The sequence below is a fragment of the Moorena producens PAL-8-15-08-1 genome (assembly GCF_001767235.1).
GTDB lineage: Bacteria > Cyanobacteriota > Cyanobacteriia > Cyanobacteriales > Coleofasciculaceae > Moorena > Moorena producens_A.
On sequence record NZ_CP017599.1, the window covers coordinates 2,199,442 to 2,218,796 of the forward strand.

Annotated in this window: 20 protein-coding genes; 13 read left to right on the forward strand and 7 right to left on the reverse strand. The window is 43.0% G+C overall.

All coding sequences use genetic code 11. The features are described from left to right. Nucleotides 1-5 precede the first annotated feature (5 nt). The 4 genes from BJP34_RS08535 to BJP34_RS08555 form a co-directional block, all read right to left on the reverse strand. The gene (locus tag BJP34_RS08535) at nucleotides 6-353 is read right to left on the reverse strand and encodes a XisI protein (protein ID WP_070391977.1); all 348 of its coding nucleotides are present in this window, start codon (nucleotides 351-353) and stop codon (nucleotides 6-8) included. A gap of 175 nt (nucleotides 354-528) precedes the next feature. Then, nucleotides 529-870, reverse strand: a complete 342-nt coding sequence (locus BJP34_RS08545) for a XisI protein (protein WP_070391979.1) — start codon at nucleotides 868-870, stop codon at nucleotides 529-531. Between the two features lie 91 nt (nucleotides 871-961). Beyond that, entirely contained in the window at nucleotides 962-1,171 is a 210-nt protein-coding gene (locus BJP34_RS08550; RefSeq protein WP_070391980.1) for a type II toxin-antitoxin system HicB family antitoxin, read from the reverse strand. Continuing rightward, nucleotides 1,171-1,434 (reverse strand): type II toxin-antitoxin system HicA family toxin, encoded by a 264-nt coding sequence (locus tag BJP34_RS08555; protein WP_229424291.1) that lies wholly within the window; start codon nucleotides 1,432-1,434, stop codon nucleotides 1,171-1,173. Before BJP34_RS08555 ends, BJP34_RS08550 begins: the two co-directional genes overlap by 1 nt. Before the next feature lie 725 nt (nucleotides 1,435-2,159). On the opposite strand from BJP34_RS08555, the gene BJP34_RS39105 reads away from it, so the two are divergent. After that, complete coding sequence (locus tag BJP34_RS39105; RefSeq protein WP_149030867.1) at nucleotides 2,160-2,492, forward strand: hypothetical protein; 333 nt, start codon at nucleotides 2,160-2,162, stop codon at nucleotides 2,490-2,492. Between the two features lie 70 nt (nucleotides 2,493-2,562). Here BJP34_RS39105 and BJP34_RS08560 read toward each other — a convergent pair whose 3' ends face one another. From BJP34_RS08560 to BJP34_RS08570, 3 genes are all read right to left on the reverse strand, one after another. Next, nucleotides 2,563-3,051, reverse strand: coding sequence for a response regulator transcription factor (locus tag BJP34_RS08560; protein WP_083305058.1), 489 nt, complete (start codon nucleotides 3,049-3,051; stop codon nucleotides 2,563-2,565). Between the two features lie 196 nt (nucleotides 3,052-3,247). Next, on the reverse strand, nucleotides 3,248-3,400 hold the full coding sequence (locus tag BJP34_RS42765) for a hypothetical protein (RefSeq protein WP_158517090.1): 153 nt from the start codon (nucleotides 3,398-3,400) through the stop codon (nucleotides 3,248-3,250). Nucleotides 3,401-3,689: 289 nt separating this feature from the next. Next, entirely contained in the window at nucleotides 3,690-4,685 is a 996-nt protein-coding gene (locus tag BJP34_RS08570; RefSeq protein WP_202972078.1) for a hypothetical protein, read from the reverse strand. Between the two features lie 244 nt (nucleotides 4,686-4,929). Here BJP34_RS08570 and BJP34_RS08575 point away from each other — a divergent pair, with 244 nt between their 5' ends. The 12 genes from BJP34_RS08575 (at nucleotide 4,930) to BJP34_RS08625 (ending at nucleotide 19,349) form a co-directional block, all read left to right on the forward strand. Beyond that, the gene (locus tag BJP34_RS08575; RefSeq protein ID WP_070391982.1) at nucleotides 4,930-5,802 is read left to right on the forward strand and encodes a Pvc16 family protein; all 873 of its coding nucleotides are present in this window, start codon (nucleotides 4,930-4,932) and stop codon (nucleotides 5,800-5,802) included. 28 nt (nucleotides 5,803-5,830) lie between these two features. After that, the gene (locus tag BJP34_RS08580) at nucleotides 5,831-7,039 is read left to right on the forward strand and encodes a phage tail sheath family protein (protein ID WP_070391983.1); all 1,209 of its coding nucleotides are present in this window, start codon (nucleotides 5,831-5,833) and stop codon (nucleotides 7,037-7,039) included. A 198-nt stretch (nucleotides 7,040-7,237) separates the two neighbouring features. Further along, complete coding sequence (locus BJP34_RS08585) at nucleotides 7,238-7,663, forward strand: phage tail protein (RefSeq protein WP_070391984.1); 426 nt, start codon at nucleotides 7,238-7,240, stop codon at nucleotides 7,661-7,663. A gap of 3 nt (nucleotides 7,664-7,666) precedes the next feature. Continuing rightward, nucleotides 7,667-8,065, forward strand: a complete 399-nt coding sequence (locus BJP34_RS08590; RefSeq protein WP_324611036.1) for a phage tail assembly protein — start codon at nucleotides 7,667-7,669, stop codon at nucleotides 8,063-8,065. Nucleotides 8,066-8,073: 8 nt separating this feature from the next. Continuing rightward, complete coding sequence (locus BJP34_RS49970) at nucleotides 8,074-8,238, forward strand: DUF6760 family protein (RefSeq protein ID WP_324611077.1); 165 nt, start codon at nucleotides 8,074-8,076, stop codon at nucleotides 8,236-8,238. A 279-nt stretch (nucleotides 8,239-8,517) separates the two neighbouring features. Then, complete coding sequence (locus BJP34_RS08595) at nucleotides 8,518-11,784, forward strand: hypothetical protein (protein ID WP_149030868.1); 3,267 nt, start codon at nucleotides 8,518-8,520, stop codon at nucleotides 11,782-11,784. Then, nucleotides 11,775-12,458: a CIS tube protein gene (locus BJP34_RS08600; protein WP_070391986.1), complete on the forward strand. Its 684-nt coding sequence runs from the start codon at nucleotides 11,775-11,777 to the stop codon at nucleotides 12,456-12,458. The genes BJP34_RS08595 and BJP34_RS08600 overlap by 10 nt, the downstream gene beginning before the upstream one ends. A 253-nt stretch (nucleotides 12,459-12,711) precedes the next feature. Then, nucleotides 12,712-13,785, forward strand: coding sequence for a phage late control D family protein (locus tag BJP34_RS08605; RefSeq protein WP_070391987.1), 1,074 nt, complete (start codon nucleotides 12,712-12,714; stop codon nucleotides 13,783-13,785). Next, complete coding sequence (locus tag BJP34_RS08610) at nucleotides 13,782-14,429, forward strand: phage baseplate assembly protein V (protein ID WP_070391988.1); 648 nt, start codon at nucleotides 13,782-13,784, stop codon at nucleotides 14,427-14,429. The genes BJP34_RS08605 and BJP34_RS08610 overlap by 4 nt, the downstream gene beginning before the upstream one ends. A gap of 12 nt (nucleotides 14,430-14,441) precedes the next feature. Then, complete coding sequence (locus tag BJP34_RS08615; protein WP_070391989.1) at nucleotides 14,442-14,837, forward strand: PAAR domain-containing protein; 396 nt, start codon at nucleotides 14,442-14,444, stop codon at nucleotides 14,835-14,837. Between the two features lie 82 nt (nucleotides 14,838-14,919). Continuing rightward, nucleotides 14,920-15,396, forward strand: a complete 477-nt coding sequence (locus BJP34_RS08620) for a GPW/gp25 family protein (RefSeq protein ID WP_229424292.1) — start codon at nucleotides 14,920-14,922, stop codon at nucleotides 15,394-15,396. Next, nucleotides 15,396-19,349: a putative baseplate assembly protein gene (locus BJP34_RS08625; protein ID WP_070391991.1), complete on the forward strand. Its 3,954-nt coding sequence runs from the start codon at nucleotides 15,396-15,398 to the stop codon at nucleotides 19,347-19,349. Before BJP34_RS08620 ends, BJP34_RS08625 begins: the two co-directional genes overlap by 1 nt. Nucleotides 19,350-19,355: the final 6 nt, after the last annotated feature.

Genomic DNA, 19,355 nt, shown 5'->3' on the forward strand with positions numbered 1-19,355 from the left:
CTTTGCTATGCAATCCCATATCCAGTATGTTGACGAATATCAGGGGGATGAAAAGCAAGAACAATCTTATCCTTCGGTACTCCTGTGGCAACCAATTCATCCGTGATACCATCCTTAATCCCATCGTAGTGAATCCAGATTTTACCATCGCGGATTTCAGCATGAACTATAGTACCATATACACGGCAATGGTTTTCCCAGCCTTCATGGAGCAGCATAAAATGATTGCTATCGCTACTGATAATTACAGAGGTGCTTACATCACCATAACGGTAAGGAAGATTGGCGTAATACTTTAAAATATTTTCTAGGTTTTTACGCCATTGATCTAAGGGTTGATTTGTGGTTTCCATGTTCTGGGTTTTTAGGGAGCAGGGAGCAGGGAGCAGGGAGCAGGGAGCAGGGAGCAGGGAGCAGGGAGCAGGGAGCAGGGAGCAGGGAGCAGGGAGCAGGAAAACAATTCTGTGTACTTGATAGTTATGGAAACTGCCGTATTTTTCGGGTTAATCTGTAAATCTATTCTAACCCTTAACCTATACCAAAACCGGTAAACTCACGTACTTCAGGTTCATGAAAAGCTAAAACAATATCGTGTTTAGGCACTCCCATTTCCACTAATCGGTTGGCAAGTCCCTCTTCCGTGCCGTCATGCTGAATCCAAATTTTTCCACCCTTGATATCAACATGTAAAATACAGCCAAAATCACGTTTATTCCCACGCCAACCAACATAGAGCAGTTGGTAGTGATCCTGCTCTGTATCAAAGACAGTATGAACCTCGTATTCTGGTGCAATTGTTTGCCGTGAAGCCCGTTGAGCACGTTCCGAAAGAAGATGTCGAATATACTGGCGATATTGCTCTACAGCCATTGAACAATTACCTCCTGTTTCACAGGATAAATGACTAATCTAATCTGAATACCGCACGGTATCGTTTCTGGTTGAGTGTGATGGGTGCGCCCTAAGCCACCTCAATATACTCACAGAATGACACTGATTCAGGAGCAGTTAATCCATCTTCTTTTAATCCTTCCAAATGAAACATCACTGCCTCAGTTATTAATTGTTTAACCTCTTCTAATGTTTCTGCCACCGCAACACACCCAGGAAGATCGGGAACATAAGCACCGTAGCTATTTTTTCCTTTTTCAATAACAACTGCATAGCGCATTAAATTTTGTCCTCCTCTATTTGAGCTTGTCGCCATATATTTTTAAGAGTCCCAATTGGAACCTCAACACTTGATTTACCCGATACTGTTACCGTACCAGACTTTGAGGGATGCTTATATTGTCTATGACTTCCTCTTGTCCTAGCAAGATACCAGCCATCTCCCTCTAACACTTTAATCACTTCTTTGACTTTCATAATCTTGTATTTTAAAGCGTTCGCGTAGCGTAGCCCTTTGGGCTTGATTGCCAGTGCGTAGGCCAAGCCCTAACCCTTTGGGCTAATCCCAGGATATTGTAGGGTGCGCCCTCGACAGGGTAACGCCGCAAGCGTAAAAGAGTAAAAAATTCCAACTCTTAACCAAACCAGCATCATTAGCACCGGTAGGTTGCTGAAACCTTGGGATTGATGATCGTGATTGTCTTGATGCAGTCGCTCATGGTTTGAATTTACCGTAAGACAGTTGAGCCTTAATCAATAAGTTTTACCCCTTTTCTGCATAGCCGACCAACCATAAAGGCTCAACTGTCTAAGGTTTGGTCTCCGGGGGGAACCCCCAAGACCGCGCTGCATCGCTTTTCTGCCATTATGGAAGTAACTCCTACTTGGTTGGGAGGAAAGCCGCGTTGGTGAAGGTTAACGGCTATGACCAGCGCGGCTATTAGTTTCAGTCTGTACTTATAGTATACATAACTCCTCGAAAAAATGCAAGGGTTAATTTTTTTTAAAATATTTATTTACAACTATTATTATTAGCTATTTATAGACTCAGTTAGGTGTTATTTAATTTGACAGTATTTTGAAATTTACTGATATAAAAAGGGAGCTTATGATCTAAAATTAGGGAGCATAGAGTAGGTAAGAGTTAAAGTACTAAAAAGCCTGTCTACATCATTAGAATAAAATGCGTTCGCGTAGCGGCTCTTTCAGAGCATCGCATCCAGTGCCCGACCAGATTAAGCGATCGCATCCAATACCCGTACCAGATCATGCGATCGCATCCAGTGCCCGACCAGATGAAGCGATCGCATCCAGTGCCCGACCAGATGATGCGATCGCATCCAGTGCCCGACCAGATTAAGCGATCGCATCCAGTGCCCGACCAGATTAAGCGATCGCATCCAATACCCGTACCAGATCATGCGATCGCATCCAATACCCTGACCAGATCATGCGATCGCATCCAATACCCTGACCAGATCATGCGATCGCATCCAGTCCTCGGCCAGATAATGCGATTGACCGTAGGTCACGCGGGGCGCGTTCGCATCCCATGCCATACAAGATTATGGGTAACCATTCAGCTAATAGCTGACCGCTGACCGCTGACCGCTGACCGCTGACCGCTGACCGCTGACCGCTGACCGCTGATAGCAGTTACTCAGGCTATAGCTAATTCATTTCTAATTGCTGAATCAAAGGAGCACATTGATAAACCATAGCGGCTCGACTATCGACATCCAGCTTCAGGAAGATCCGACGTAGATGAGCGGAAACTGTCCATTCACTAATTTCAAGCTGTTTAGCAATTAGCTTATTAGACTGACCTGAAGCAACAAGAGTAACAATTTGTAACTCTCGTTCTGTTAAGAGACTAGCAAGATGAGATGTGGCGGAAGTAGTATTGTCTTGGAATTCTGTAATTGCATAAACTTTTCCATTTACCTCCAGATAACCAACTGCATTCAAAGGACAACTGCTTTCAGGGGCTGAATTAGAGCTAGACCCTAAACTACTTTTAAATTCGTGGTTTGTTTCACAAACTAAAAAACAAGAATTATTGATAAACAGCTTACCAATCACTTGATTTCCTAACTCTGATTCTAGATCTTTACTAGCTATATCTTGACGATAAAGAGGAAAATTAAGTTTCTCTTTCATAATAAAAATGTCAAGTACCTATAAACATCCTGTTTGATTGATGAGCGGAACCTGGGGAAAGATAAAAGTAAGCTGATAGCTATCAGCTATCAGCTATCAGCTATCAGCTATTAGCGAACAGCGATTAGCGCTACGCGCACGCGTGCGCGTTCAGTTTTCAGTTTATGCGCTACGCGCACGCGTGCGCGTTCAGCTATTAGCGAACAGCGATTAGGGCTACGGCTGACTGCTGACTGCTGACTGCTGAGGGCTGACTGCTGACGCAAAAACTATAGCGCTGTGTGTAGGGAATAGGAAATAGGTAACTTTGAATCAGGGAATGATTTAGCTCCCTAAAACTTCGCTGCATAGCTTCGTTCCTTGAATTTGTCAACACCATTACACCGATTGCTATAACTATTCACAAATGATTTAGGAAGATCAGATCCATAGATGGTCTTACCCCCCCTTCCATTTTGTTGAATAGGAATCAAAAAGGAATTAAATTGTTAAAAAACTTATAATTTCTCTAGGCTTTACAAATGAGTTGTAAAACTAGATGGTTATTTTTTCTAATCAAAAAAACGCTGTATTCCTTACTCCTGTTAGCCGATCCGGAGTTTTCTCTTCTCTAAAGGGTTTAGTTCTATGTTTACATCTCACATCGAAAGACTATACCAGAACGCTTTAGTATTTATCCATAGATCCTTCTTCAACTCTGGGAAATTCCCCAAGTCTTCAGGATCACAGGCAACGTTATCGCTCCAAGACAGCTTAGACATTCTTTCAGATGCTGTAACTGCAGGTGTCACAAGATGTATAACACACAAATGAAGCCCTTCCCATAACAGTTTTGCCAGTCCGGTGTAAATCATCAACTGGCGTAAGTAGTCCGATTCCAAAGCCACAATTCGATCCTGCGGACTGACCAGTTGACAAGAGATTCCCAAGTTGTCCAAAGCTTTGCAGATATCTGGAGGGCGATTATCACTAAAATCTGTAGGATTCTGATAGCTCAGTATAAAAGCAGAACCTAAACTCGCACTTAGAGCTACAGTATCCCGGAATGACGCCATTAAAGTATCATTGGTCCCCTGTGACTGGTTAATGCGTCGATCTAATAAGCGTGCTAAATATTCCCATCGTGGCAAGAGCTTGGTAGTTGTACCTTTTGGCAGTAAAGACTCCCTGAGACTATCCCCCAGCCAGAATAGATTTAGTCCTAGCAAATCATTCTCGGTTTGTAATCCTTTCCACTCTTTAAGTGACCAAATCACACTCTCTAAGGTTGCTTTCTCCTGTTCAGATGCCTTTTCATTGAGAGTGCTTTTGGGAATAAGCAGTTCTGGTTGTTGTAAATAAAACTTAGTATTGTTAAGAATATGCCAAAGCTCTCTTGCTATCCAGAGTTCCATTATTTCTCCTAGCTGCTGAGCAATGTGGACTCCATAATAGGAGAGCGCCAAAGCTGGATCCAGTACACAGATCCATTGCTTGGAATCAAGTTGGCTGAAAAGGGGAGTTATCAGCATTTTAAAGACGTCACTCCCATTAAAATAGCAGTTTTTAGAGCAATTCTGTAAATTACGGCTAGCCATCAATTTTATCTCCCCATTTCCCGATCTCCCCATCTCTCTATTTCCCCATCTACCCATCTACCCATCTCCCTATCTACAGAGGAATAGCGTTAATTTATCAATTTTGGATTTCACACACAAGTCACAAAATTTTGCTAGTCCAAATCGATTAGTTCAAATGAGTTAGTCAAACTTGACTAGCTAGAAAACGTGACTTGTACAGGATCTCTGAAAAATTAATAATAATTACGTTGACAAACACGCCCTAGGCTTTGAGAGTCTGGTGCGTGGCTGCTCAGTAAATCCAACCCGGTCAGTCAGGATGATTAGCGATCTGAGTCAAGTGTTGAGAATGATTTTGGAACAGACCAGCCTATCGTCGAGGTTTCCAGAATTAGCGGAGGCTCAAATTTCCTTTGAGCGTCCCTCAGAAACGTTTAGTCCTGGACAGACGACGGTGAATTTATTTCTGTACGATATTCGGGAACACCTGGAACTACGTAATAATGAACCAACGATCGAGAGGCGCAATGGACAGGCAATTATTCATAATCCTCCAAAGCGCATAGCCTGTTCTTATTTAGTCACAGCTTGGCCCATTGGTGGCGAAGAATTACCCCTGCAAGAACACCGATTACTCAGCCAAGTGCTGCAAGTATTCTTAGCCTATCCAACTATTCCAGAAATACCTTTTTTAGAAAATACCCGACTTGCTGGGCAAGAACCAGCCTTACCAATGGTAACTGCTCAACTAGATGGAGTACAAAGCACTGCTGAGTTTTGGACTGCCTTGGGGAATCAATTACGTCCTTCCATCACAGTCACAGTAACCATTGCGATCAAGGAACTATTTGAGCCAGAGCCAACCCCGATTGTCATTACTCAAAATTGGCAATTAGGTGAGCGGATTTCACCATGCTCAGAACAACTGGTGCCAGGCACCGAACAACAATTTTTCCGGATTGGTGGGCGAGTTACGGATGCTGAGAATAACCCTGTTGTTGGCGCAACGGTTATTTTGGTTGAGCGTAATCTCAGGGCAGCCACTGATAGAGATGGAAACTATAGCATCGGGTCAATTCCTGCTGGTGCTTATACCTTACGGGTGCAGTTAGACGATGGTGTACAGGAGGTTACTATCACTATCCCAGTAGAAACCAGCACAAGTAATTACAACCTGGAGTTACAGCAGTAATTTTCGTGATTATCAAGGAGTAAGAATTATGCCACAGTATCTTTCGCCAGGCGTATATGTTGAATACGTGCCACCCGCTTCCCTACCTGTTGCTGGAGTTGCAACCAGTGTCGCTGGGTTTATTGGTGTGGTAGCTGATAATGTTACTATGCCACAGCAACCAGGACAGTTTCAAAATGATAGTGATGGTAACCCTGTTTTAGATGATCAGGGTAATCCTGTTCCTGCCCCGTATGAGCTGACGACCGCAGGTGAACCAACATTAATTACCAGTTGGGAAGAGTTCAAAACTAGGTTTGGTGATTTCCAAGAGGGCAATAAAATCTTAGCCCATGGGGTGTATGGCTTCTTCTTCAACGGAGGTTCCCGTTGTTATGTACTGCGGGTTGCCGCTGCAACAGACATTGATAACCCGGCTGAAGAGTTAGAGAAGTTTGAAACAGAGGATGAAATCACCATTGTTGCCGTCCCTGGAGCAATCAGTGATATTCAACACACTGCTATTATCGCTCACTGCGCCAAGATGGGAGATAGAGTGGCCATCTTAGATGGTGATGCAGATCAAGAACCTAGCAATGTAAGCGGTATCCGTCCTGTTGGTCGTAGTCAGCAAGCCAGCTATGCTGCTATCTACTATCCTTGGATTAAAGTCTTTGATCCCGTTAGCAATGCCCCAGATACTATACCTCCTAGTGGTCATCTTGCTGGAATCTATGCTCGTAATGATGCCACCCGGGGAGTGTTTAAAGCACCTGCTAACGAAGTTATTGTTAATGCCCTCGATGTCAGTCGTCCCATTAGTAAAGCCCAGCAGGATGGTTTAAATCCGGAAGGGATTAACGTTATCCGTTCTTTCAAAGGCACCATTAAAGTCTGGGGAGCCCGGACTATGGCAGATGATGCTAATGCTGATTTTCGCTACGTCAGTACCCGTCGCTATTTCAACTACCTACAAGAGTCGATTGATGATGGTACTCAATTTGCTGTCTTTGAACCGAATAATCTAGCCCTGTGGCAACGGATTAAACGGACAGTAGGTGACTTCTTGTTAAATGAATGGCGCGATGGAGCTTTGTTTGGGGAAACACCAGAGCAAGCTTTCTTTGTTAAATGTGACGCGGAAACCAATCCCAAAGAAGTAAGAGAGTTAGGCCAAGTCGTTGCCCTGATTGGGGTAGCCATTGTCAAGCCTGCGGAATTTGTTATCTTCCGCATCCAGCAAACCGCTGGTGAGTAATAAGCGCATTTATATCTGGGTTGTAAACACGCGAATTGCCGAAAAAGGCAAAAGGCAAAAGGCAAAAGGCAAAAGGCAAAAGGCAAGAGGGGAAAGAGATCCGGAGTTTTATTTTAAAATAAAAAAATATCTCCTAGGTTTACATCTCCTCAACGAAACCCTATAAACTTTTGAACTAACTGGAAAGGAGATTTAGTCATGGCAAGAGTTGATCCCTATAAGAACTTTCGTTTCCTGATGGAAATTGATGGTATTGTTCAGGCAGGATTTTCTGAATGTAGTGGTTTTGGTTCTGAAGTAGAAGTCGTTGAATATCGTGAAGGTGGAGACGATGCTACAGTACGTAAGCTGCGAGGGAAAGCCAGTTATCCTGATATTTCCCTGAAATGGGGAATAACCGATTCCCGTGAACTCTATGACTGGCACTTAGCCGCAGTCAATGGCAAGGTTGAACGCAAAAATGGTTCCATCATTCTGCTTGATGATACCGGACAGGAGAAAGTACGCTGGAACTTCTTCAATGCCTGGGCTAGTAAGTATGAAGCACCTAGTTTGGATGCCAAGGGAAGTGATGTTGCCATTGATACCCTTACCGTGAGTTGTGAACGTCTGGAGCGGGTATAAATTATGACTAATCTCACCATTCCTGACCAAGCAACAATGCTGCAAACTGAGTATGAGTTTACATTACCAGCAGGTTATGTGGACAAACAGGGGAATTTACATCGGGAAGGGACAATGCGATTGGCGACGGCTGCTGATGAAATTGTGCCCCTGAAAGACCCCCGCGTACAATCTAACCCAGCCTATTTAATTGTGATTCTGCTATCTCGGGTGGTCACCCGCATCGGTTCTGTGGAAATGATTAACCCAAAAGTGATTGAAGGGTTATTTGCCTCAGACTTGGCTTATTTGCAGGATCTTTACAATCGGATCAATGGCAATGGCATGCGATCGCTCCAGATTATCTGTCCCCACTGTGAAAAAGATTTTGCCGTGGAACTAGATATGTCGGGGGAATATTAGGCTACCCCCTGGATCAACTCCATCAGGAGGTAGCCTATCTGGCCTACCACTTTCATTGGCACTATGAATCTATCATGGCCATGGAACACAGTCAGCGGCGACGGTGGGTGGAGGAAATTGCCCAGATTAATCGACGTTTGAATGCCCAAACCGGTCAGATAGAGTTTATCTGAAGGCTCACAGAATTAGCGATCGCTATTGAGCTGGGGTGCATCTGTTAAAAGCTACTTGATCTGGTGGGTGGAACGGGCATCTTGCCCGTTCAGATAGAGTTTATCTAAAGGCTCACAAAATTAGCGATCGCTATTGAGCTGGGGTGCATCTGTTAAAAGCTACTTGACCTGGTGGGTGGAACGGGCATCTTGCCCGTTCAGATAGAGTTTATCTAAAGGCTCACAAAATTAGCGATCGCTATTGAGCTGGGGTGCATCTGTTAAAAGCTACTTGACCTGGTGGGTGGAACGGGCATCTTGCCCGTTACTGCTCCCTGCTCCCTGCTCCCTGCTCCCTGCTCTTTATATTGCAACAAAACAATGGAAGATTCTCCTTACAGTTCAACCTTAGGGCAACGTCTACAGCGGCGACTGGTTAAACCTGCTGGGGTCATTAATACCCAGCAGTTACATTCTCATTACCAAGCTACTCAAGGGACGGCGGGAAGACTTGTACAAAAGTCCATGTTACCGGAACAAGTAAAATTCCGTTATGGTTCTGGAGTTTTGCAGCCTACAGCGATCATGTCACGTCTTCAGCGACAGCGCACAGAATCAGCCGACGGTTTTGATGGGCAATGGCGAGTCAATCCTGACGGCTATTCAGGAACGGGAAAAACAGCTCAAACCTTTGTGCAGACTCAACCAATAGCATTTCATAATAGTAGGGACAATAGTAGGGAAATTGTAGGGAAAAGTCCGACAGCAATAGGCGTTGCTGATTCTGGGTATGATTCCGCCCCCCTAGCCCCCCAGCGAGCAATCCCTCGCTGGGGGGAACAAAACTCTGAAAGTCCCCCAAAGTTGGGGGATTTAGGGGGCTTGACCAAAACCAGACGATCGCCCATTCATACTTCAATTCAGCAACGCCCAGCAATATCCCAGAAAGTAACAGTAATGACCAAGCCATTGGTCAAAGAAACTAACCACAACCAGACTACAACCCCAGTTTCATTGGTAGAAAAAAAGCCTAAGTCTGCTTCCTCTAGTCCCCTTGGGAATACAATTAAGGACACTGGGGAGAAAGGAAGTAGGCAAGGAACACAACCACAGCTTAAGATTAATCGCAAAGCAACCTTGGCAGAAGTTAATACCTTATCACGTCATGAGTCTCATGCTGTACAAGCCCAAAGAGATACTAAATCTATTACTAAATCGAGTACCAATTCTACAGTAACTCAAACTAAACCTGAAACCAGTAGCTCTTCGTCACCTCCCTACCCTGAAAAATCGGGAACCTTGCGGATTAGTCGAAAAGCAACCATGACAGCAGCTAATGCTAGGGCGTATTTTCAAAGTTTTCCGCAAGATTTAGATCCCCCCCAGCCCCCCTTAATAAGGGGGGAGCCATACTCAAAGTCCCCCTTTTTTAAGGGGGATTTAGGGGGATCTCCGAGTTTGAAGACACGCCCTAGTAATGTTGCTAGAGTTCAAAGTAAATCTATTCCAGATCTACCTCTTGCTCAAACCAATAGTCCATCATCTCCAACTACAGTGTCTAGAAAAGACGATAACGAGGATACTGTAATTCAAGCTAAACTCTCGCCAACTTCTGGTAAACTAATCTCTCAAGGTACCACCATAAGTAAAGCTAGTCATTCCCAAACTATAAGTCACAGTAACTCTAGTCCAGATTTACCTCTCGCTAAAACTACAAGTGCCTCATCCCCAACTACAGTATCTAGAAAAGAGGATAACGAGGATACGGTAATTCAAGCTAAACTCTCGCCAAATTCTGGTAAACTAATCTCTCAAACTCCCACCATAAGTAAAGCTAGTCATTCCCAAACTATAAGTCACAGTAACTCTAGTCCAGATTTACCTCTCGCTAAAACTACAAGTGCCTCATCCCCAACTACAGTGTCTAGAAAAGAGGATAGCTCAGATACAGTAATTCAAGCTAAACTCTCGCCAACTTCCGGTAAACTAATCTCTGAAAGTCCCACCATAAGTAAAGCTAGTCATTCCCAAACTAGAAGTCACAGTAACTCTAGTCCAGATTTACCTCTGGCTAAAACTACAAGTGCCTCATCCCCAAGTCAAGTATCTAGAAAAGAGGATAACGAGGAGACTGTAATTCAAGCTAAACTCTCGCCAACTTCTGGTAAACTAATCTCTGAAAGTCCCACCATAAGTAAAGCTAGTCATTCCCAAACTAGAAGTCACAGTAACTCTAGTCCAGATTTACCTCTCGCTAAAACTACAAGTGCCTCATCCCCAAGTCAAGTATCTAGAAAAGAGGATAACGAGGAGACTGTAATTCAAGCTAAACTCTCGCCAAATTCTGGTAAACTAATCTCTGAAAGTCCCACCATAAGTAAAGCTAGTCATTCCCAAACTATAAGTCACAGTAACTCTAGTCTAGATTTACCTCTCGCTAAAACTACAAGTGCCTCATCCCCAAGTCAAGTATCTAGAAAAGAGGATAACGAGGAGACTGTAATTCAAGCTAAACTCTCGCCAAATTCTGGTAAACTAATCTCTGAAAGTCCCACCCTAAGTAAAGCTAGTCATTCCCAAACTATAAGTCACAGTAACTCTAGTCTAGATTTCCCTCTGGCAAAAACTACAAGTGCCTCATCCCCAACTACAGTATCTAGAAAAGAGGATAACGAGGAGACAGTAATTCAAGCCAAAATTATCCCGAATCAGCCCAAATCAGGTCAGATTACCTCTCAAGGTTATACCATAAGTAAAGCTAGTCATTCCCAAACTATAACTCACAGTAACTCTAGTCCAGATTTACCTCTGGCAAAAACGAATAATCCATCATACCAAAGTCAAGTATCTAGAAAAGAGGATAGCTCAGATACAGTAATTCAAGCAAAAGTTATCCCGAATTATCCCAAATTAGGTCAGATTACCTCTCAAGGTGATACCATAAGTAAAGCTAGTCATTCCCAAACTATAACTCACAGTAACTCTAGTCCAGATTTACCTCTGGCTAAAACAAATAGTCCATCATACCAAAGCACGATTCAAGCTAAAAATCAACCTTTAAGTAAAGGAATTATCCAAACCAAACTAGCAGAAAAAAACTATCAACCAACTGGTATCATACAGAAACAGCAGGGAAATTTACCTGTACAACTATCCCAAAAAGCCTCAATTGCTAGTAACCCTAGTGTAGTTTCCACAACCCCTACCCAGTTATCTTCCTCATCTGAGTTAAACAGGGTTTGGCTGAAAACTACCAATACCATCGAGGCTAATACCATAGAGGCTAGTAAAGGGTTATCAACCACAAGCTCCCATCATCAGAAACTGCCTCTACCTCTAGCAATCACCCAAATAAAACCAAATGGAGCGATCGCACGTCAAACCAATGCAGTGGAAAACTCTACCGTTCAAGCAAAGTCGGGAAATGCCACAACCCCGATGTCTACCCCAGAAACAGCATCAGCATCAGGGATAGATTTAACCAAAGTGGCTGAAAAAGTCAGTCGTATTCTGGCTCGTAAACTAATGGTAGAAAGGGAACGTCGAGGAATCGGAAAATGGCATTAGTAAAACAAATATTAAGCAAGCTGACGATTACACCTTTAGAAAAAAAGGGGGCTGCAATTTCAGTACAATTCAATCCAGAATCTTATTCTATCAGTAAAACAGTCAACTGGGGACCAGTGGACAACTCCACTGGAGAAGAATGCAAAACCCAAAGAAAGGTTAATGCCCCCACTGTGGACTTTAAAGGAGGAGGTAGTCGTCAGCTAACGTTGGAACTGTTTTTCGATGTCACTGAAAGCCTTATTTTTCAGGATGTGCGACAAGAAACCAACAAAATTGTGGCTCTAACTCGCATTGAGCGAGATGAACAGCATCCGCCAGTTTGTGAAATTTCTTGGGGTGGCGCTCCTGTTGGTTCCGATTTCCCTTTTATTGGTGTCATTACCAGTTTGACCCAAAACTTCACCCTCTTTAAAGGCAATGGTCAACCCCTCAGAGCCAATTTAAACCTTACTGTCCTAGAATTTCTCGGTCCATTAGCAGACAAACGTCAAACTGATCCTGAACTCACCACTCGTATTATCAACGGTGGCGATACGTTAAGCAATATATCCGCCCAATTTTACCGGAATCCTAAACTTTGGCGCATTATTGCCGAAGCTAATCAACTTGATGATCCACGTAACTTAGAAAAATACATTGGTCAAACCTTAACTATCCCAAAATTAGGTTGAGAGGAATGATATATAGCATTTCTGTAAGCTATCAGCTATCAGCTATCAGCTATCAGCTATCAGCTATCAGCTAATAGGTCATGAACAATCTTGCTGATTTTTCATAACACCAAAAAATCCTCCAAGCTCTTTCATAATGCTCCCTGCTCCCTGCTCCAAAAATCCCTATATACTTGATTCACTCTTGCCTTTTGCCTCTTGCCTCTTGCCTTTCCCTAAGAGATTCTGTTCACAACTCAAATAGAAATGATCTATGCCAGTTGCTAACCGCGAAAGCCCTCTTGTTCCTAATTTTGAGATTATCATCAACGGCTCACCGTTGCCTGTGGAAGCGGAATTGCACGTCATTAGTCTTACCGTTGACCATGATGTGAAATTACCAGGCATGTTTACACTGGAACTTACAGATTCAGATACTAAGCAAGAAGAAACTACTTGGATTGATGACGAAAAACTCTTTGCCATTGGCAATGTTGTAGAAGTTAAACTCGGCTATGATGATGATTTAGAAACCCTGATTATTGGTGAAATTACCGGCATAGACCCAGAATTTGCCTTTGATAGACTGCCCAGGTTAACGGTGCGGGGTTATGACCGTCGCCATCGTCTCCAGCTAGGTAAAAAAACCCAAACCTTCCTCCAGCAGAAAGATAGTGATATTGCTGCCAAAATTGCTAGGGATGCAGGACTTACGGCTAAAGTTGAAGATAGCCAGGTAGTGCATGAATATATTTTACAAGCCGAGCAAACGGACATTGAGTTTTTGCAACAGAGAGCCAAACGGATTAACTACGAAGTAGTTGTTGAAGATAAAACCCTATTTTTCCGACCTGTAGGTAATGCCGAAAGTGAGATTCTAACCCTGAGCTTTGAGGATGACTTGATGGAATTTTATCCCCATTTATCTTCTATGGGCCAAATAAGTGAGTTAACAGTGCGGGGTTGGAATCCTAAAGAAAAGCAAGAGATTGTTGGACAAGCAAAAGTTGGGGATGAAGTTTCAAAAATGGGGGGAAAAAAAAGTGGTGCTGCCCTGGTTGAAGACGCTTTTAGTACAGCAGTTGTTCAAGTAAGCGATCGCCCAGTATTAACTCAAGCAGAAGCAGATCAATTTGCCAAAGCCCGCTTCAATAATGTCGCACTGACCTTAGTTACTGGTGAAGGGGTTTGTTGGGGGCGTACAGATTTACGAGCAGGCAAAGTCATCAAGATTGAGGGCTTAGCAAAACGCTTCAACGGTCAGTATTATGTCACTGCCACTGTTAATCATTATCACGCCCAGTCGGGATATCGTACCCATTTTACAGCTCGGAGGAATAGCACATGAAGTTATTTGACCTATTAACTGATACGGGGCAAAGGGAAGCTCATGCTTCTCGTATTTATGGTGTCGTAGTTGGTGTAGTTACCAACAATGAAGACCCAGAAGGACTAGGTCGGGTTAAAGTGAAATACCCCTGGCTAAGTGATGAAGACGAAAGTGACTGGGCGCGAATAGCTACACTAATGGCAGGAAATGAACGAGGGATTTATTTTTTGCCAGAAGTAGATGATGAAGTATTAGTAGCTTTTGAACATGGTGATGTCCGTTTGCCCTATATTATCGGGTCTTTGTGGAATGGTAAAGAATTACCACCAGCAACTAATGAAGATGGTGCTAATAATATCCGGGTAATCAAATCCCGTAGCGGTCATGTCATCCGTCTCAATGATGAAGAGGGGGCAGAAACTATTGAAATTGTTGATAAAACCGAGAAAAATAGTATTATTTTTGATACAGCTAACAACACCATTGCTATTACCACCGATGGAGACATTACTTTATCAGCATCTCAAGGTAATATTAAACTAGAGGCACAAAATATTGAAATCAAATCTTCAGCAGATACCAAAGTTGAATCCGGTGCAGCAATGGATATTAAAGCCAGCAGCACCATGAATCTTAAAGGTCAAACTATTAATCTCAACTAGTCTAATTTAATTATGGGACAACCAGCAGCCAAACAAGGGGATCAAATTACCGCTATTGATACTCATATTGTGATCGTGCCGGGAACACCTCCGACACCAACTCCCCTACCTCATCCTTTTACGGGCATTATCAATGGCAACCTCAGCAGTGATGTCAACATTATGGGAATGCCAGCAGCAACTGTAGATAGCACTGCGGATAATACCCCACCTCATATTCCCACACCTCCTGGCACTTCCTTTCAAAGTCCTCCTGCTAATAAAGGAACGATTAAAATTGGTAGCCCAACGGTAAAAATTAACGGTAAAGCAGCTGCCCGTAACGGGGATATTGCTGAAACGTGTAATGATCCTGCTGATTTACCAGTAGGACAAGTAATCGCAGTAGGTACGGTGTTTATAGGCTGAAAAGGAGAAGATGGGATCCCCCCTAACCCCCCTTAATAAGGGGGGGATATGATTCCCTTAAAACCCTCTTTTCTATTGCCTATTGCCTCTTGCCTATTGCCTATTGCCTCTTGCCTATTGCCTCTTGCCTATTGCCTTAAAATCAAATGTTGCTGAGAATTGCTATATGTCAAAACCCTTTTTAGGTGTTGGAGTAGGATTTCCCATCAGTTTAGATACCGGGGGAGATTTCCAAATTGCGGAATATGAAGAGAGTGTACGCCAGTCAATCGTAATTATCCTTGGTACTGCCAAAGGTGAGCGAGCCATGCGTCCCGACTTTGGTTGCAGCATTTATGACTTAGTTTTTGAGCCCAATTCACCTGCCACTGCTGGTAAAGTATCCCAAGCTATACAGGAAGCCTTACTGTTCTTTGAACCCCGCATTGATGTTATAGATGTGCGCGTTCAATCCCCTATTCCAGAACAAATGCTGGTCAATATCGACTATCAAGTGCGAGCAACCAATAATGTTTTTAACCTAGTTTATCCATTTTATCTAGAAGGGAGTGCAGGTTGATGGTTAAACTAGCGCCCAAAATTGATCAACGGACAGCAAAGGATATTGCCGATCAAGTTCTCTATGGACAAAATTCCTGTAAAGTAGTGATTTTTGCCTTCTCGCTCCTTATACAGAGCGGCTTATATCGACTCGCATTACTACTTCAGGAATTTAGAAAACATACAGATACAGGAGAAACTAAACCTCTTCAGGAACTTATCAAACACTATACAGGAGAAACTCAACCTGTTCAAGGAAGGAGTGCTGCTATAGTTAATATCTTTGCCCGTTTTGCCGAGATAATTATCGAGCGACTCAATCAAGTTCCCGATAAAAACTTCTTAGCCTTTTTAGATTTATTAGGAGCGTCTCGCTTACCACCCCAACCAGCACGAGTACCCTTGACATTTTCCTTAGCTTCCGGAACTATCGTTGATGCAGTAGTCCCAAAAGGGACACAAGTTGCTGCACCTCCAGCGGAAGGAGAACAAGACCCTGTTATTTTTGAAACTGAACGGGAATTGGTAGTAACAGCCGCAAAATTAGACTCTGTTTTTGTGCGGGATCCAGAACAGGATTTGTATAGTAATCATAGTTCAATTATTACTACCCCAGCATCACCAGGTGTTGATATTTTTCGGGGCAACCAACCAATTGAACATATTTTATATATCGGACATAGCAAACTTTTAGGGTTTGCTGAAATTGATACCTTTAAAGTAACGATTAATTTATCAAAAGTCCTTGGTACTCCAGGAGAAGTAACATGGGAAATTTGGCAGGAAACGGAAGATGGAGCTAATTGGCAAGAGATTACACCGAGCAATAATGAAACTACTGAAGGCTTGACTCAAATTGGCGATCGCGAAATTGAATTTGGACGAATGCCAGATCAACGGAAAATTTTGGCTGTTCCCTTAAGTACAGTAAATTCAGTAACTAACCGCTGGATTCGTTGCCGTTTAGTAACTCCCATTACTCTTGCCGATGAATCTTCAACGGACATGGTATCTGCTAATGAGCTACCAGAAATTGATGAGATAAAAATTGAAGCGAGTATTAGTTCTAGCAACCTATTAATTGAAACAGGCTTTACCAATCAATCTCCATTAGATTTGACTAAAGATTTTTTTCCTTTTGGCGAAAAACCTAAGTTTGGAAATACATTATATTTGGCAAATAGCCAGGCTTTTTCTCAGGATAAGGCTGAGGTTACTCTTAATATTCGTTTTACGAGTCCAGCTTCCGGAATTCCACCAACATTGACTGATGGTGAGCCAAAACTGAAATGGGAATTTTGGAACGGCAAAAAGTGGATGGCAATTGGAACTTCCACCCTTGAAGGGGGATTGCCAGCTAATTCTAACCAAACCTTTGAGGACACCACCAAGGCTTTCACTATCACAGGATACTTCGATCAGGTTTTATTATTGAGCGAGGAACAGTACATCGATCTGACAGAAGAAGCAAGATCCTCGGATACAACAGGATTTGAACTGAACAAGAATACTGGTGATATTCTTTATGTGGGAGCAACTGAGACTTTTAAAGATATTAATTTTAGTCTAGCTACTAAAGGGCAAGGCTATACCTTAAAATTTGAGTATTTTAACGGAACTCAATGGACTCAACTTACAGAAGAAGAACACAACCTTGAGGATAATACCTCAAAGTGGACTGCTGATGGTTGTGTTGAATTTACGACTCCCACGGATTGGCAACAGACAAATATCAATGACGCCAATCTATATTGGATTCGGATAACAACAACTACAGAACCAGAAACCATTGCCCAAGCGTTCTCTTTTCAGCTTGACTGTTATGTGCGTTTCACTTTTCCTGAACCGCCTGTTCCCACAATGGTTAACGGAGTAGAAGATTTTTGGATTCGGGTGCGAATTAGTTCCGGTAATTATGGTAGAGAAGCTCGCTACGAGCGCATTGTCCCAACACCAGAGCCACCAGCACCAGAATATCGATTCATTGAGGCAACTTTTGCTCCGCCATCAATTAGCTCAATTGGAGTTAGCTATACATTAACAAGATCAGAAGAACCAGAAGCTCTTTTGACCTACAATGATTCAGTTTACTCAAATAACCTAGTTAAACCTATTGACAGCGAAAATAAACTAATTCCTTTTCAAAGAACCGAACTTGATGAAAAAGCTTTCTATCTGGGCTTTAGTTTACCATTAGCTAGAACAGAATTTACCAATCGTAAGATCAGCCTGTTTAACTGGGTGGATGAGGTAAAATATGGAGAAAAATTAGTACCATTTTCACCAAATAAAAGCAAAAAAATTGGAGAAAATGGCTCAATAGTTATCCATAATTTTTGCCTGACTAATAATATATCATTAGCCGGATTTGAGGTTAAGATTTTCGGCACCAATTGGGAACATAATATACCGGAATTATTAGATAGAGAAGCTAATTCAGAACAGGAATTAGAAATCCGTTTAGAAATTCCTGCTGATGCAAAATTAGAAGATAAAGATCGCGGGTTTTTACAAGTTAGTCAAAACAATAATTCATCAATTGTTTACAATGCAGTCTTCGAGACAATTGTAGGTACACAATTGCCTAAAACTGAACAAGTTCAACTAGTATGGGAATATTGGGATGGCCAAGCATGGCAACAACTAACCATAAGAGATGAAACCGAAAACTTTATCCGTTCCGGTTTAATTGAATTTCTGCCACCAGGGGATTTTGCACCAAGGGAAGACTTTAATTTACCTCCCCGTTATTGGCTGCGGGTTAAATGGTTCAAGGGTGACTACGACGTTGAACCTAGGCTGAAACAAGTACTGCTTAACACTACCATGGCAGCACAAACAGCTACGATCCAAAAGGAAATTGTTGGCTCCAGTGACGGGACTGAAAATCAAACATTTCAGACAACTAGTCAGCCAATATTAGCAGGTCAAGAGCTGGAAGTGCGGGAACCGGAAATACCTTCTGCCCTAGAAAAGGACAAAATTCTCCTTGAAGAAGGGGAAAAGGCTATTACGGTTACTACTAATGACACCGGAAGACCGCAAGAGATTTGGGTCCGTTGGCATCAAGTCCCGGATTTCTATCAATCAGAACCACGGGATCGCCATTATGTCTTTGATAATCTTACCGGAAAAATCACCTTTGGGGATGGACGCAATGGACTGATTCCTCCTCCTGGTCAAGGCAATATCCGCATGAGTCGTTATCAAACTGGTGGTGGAACTGCTGGAAACAAACCGGCTGGGGCGATTGTCCAACTCAAAACCACAGTCCCCTATGTGGACAAAGTGATTAACCATCAAGCAGCAGCAGGGGGGGCCCAAGCGGAAAGCCTTGACTCCCTAATCGAGCGGGCACCTAAGGAAATTCGCCATCGTCAGCGTGCTGTGACTAGGGAAGACTACGAAGATTTAGCCAAGCTCGCTTCACCAGAGGTAAGCAGAGCCAAGTGTGTACCCTTAGCCAATTTGAAAACCAATCCCCTGGCTGGACTGGAGACCAAGCCGGATTTATCGGGAACAGTGAGTGTAATTATTGTACCCCGCTCCACTGAAGCTAAACCCCTACCCAGTTTGGAGCTAATCAAGCGCGTCCAAAACTACCTACAAGCCTACACCGAACCCACAGTGGCAATCTCTGTAGTGGGCGCTCTCTATGTCCGTGTCAATATTACCACTGAAATTGCGGTTACTTCCCTAGAAGGATCTCGTGAGGTAGCACAAACCGTGGAACAAACCTTAGCTAATTTTCTGCATCCCCTCACCGGTGGTTTTGACGGAATGGGTTGGAATTTTGGTCGTCAACCCTATAAATCGGACTTATACCGACTACTGGAGAGAGTGCCGGGAGTAGACCATGTTTCTAGCTTGGAGGTGAATGACATCGAAGAACTAGAAGGTGCTAGCCAGACTAATCGCTTTTTAGTCTATTCCGGCAACCACACCATCAATTTAACCTTTGTGGAATCCTGAGGAGGG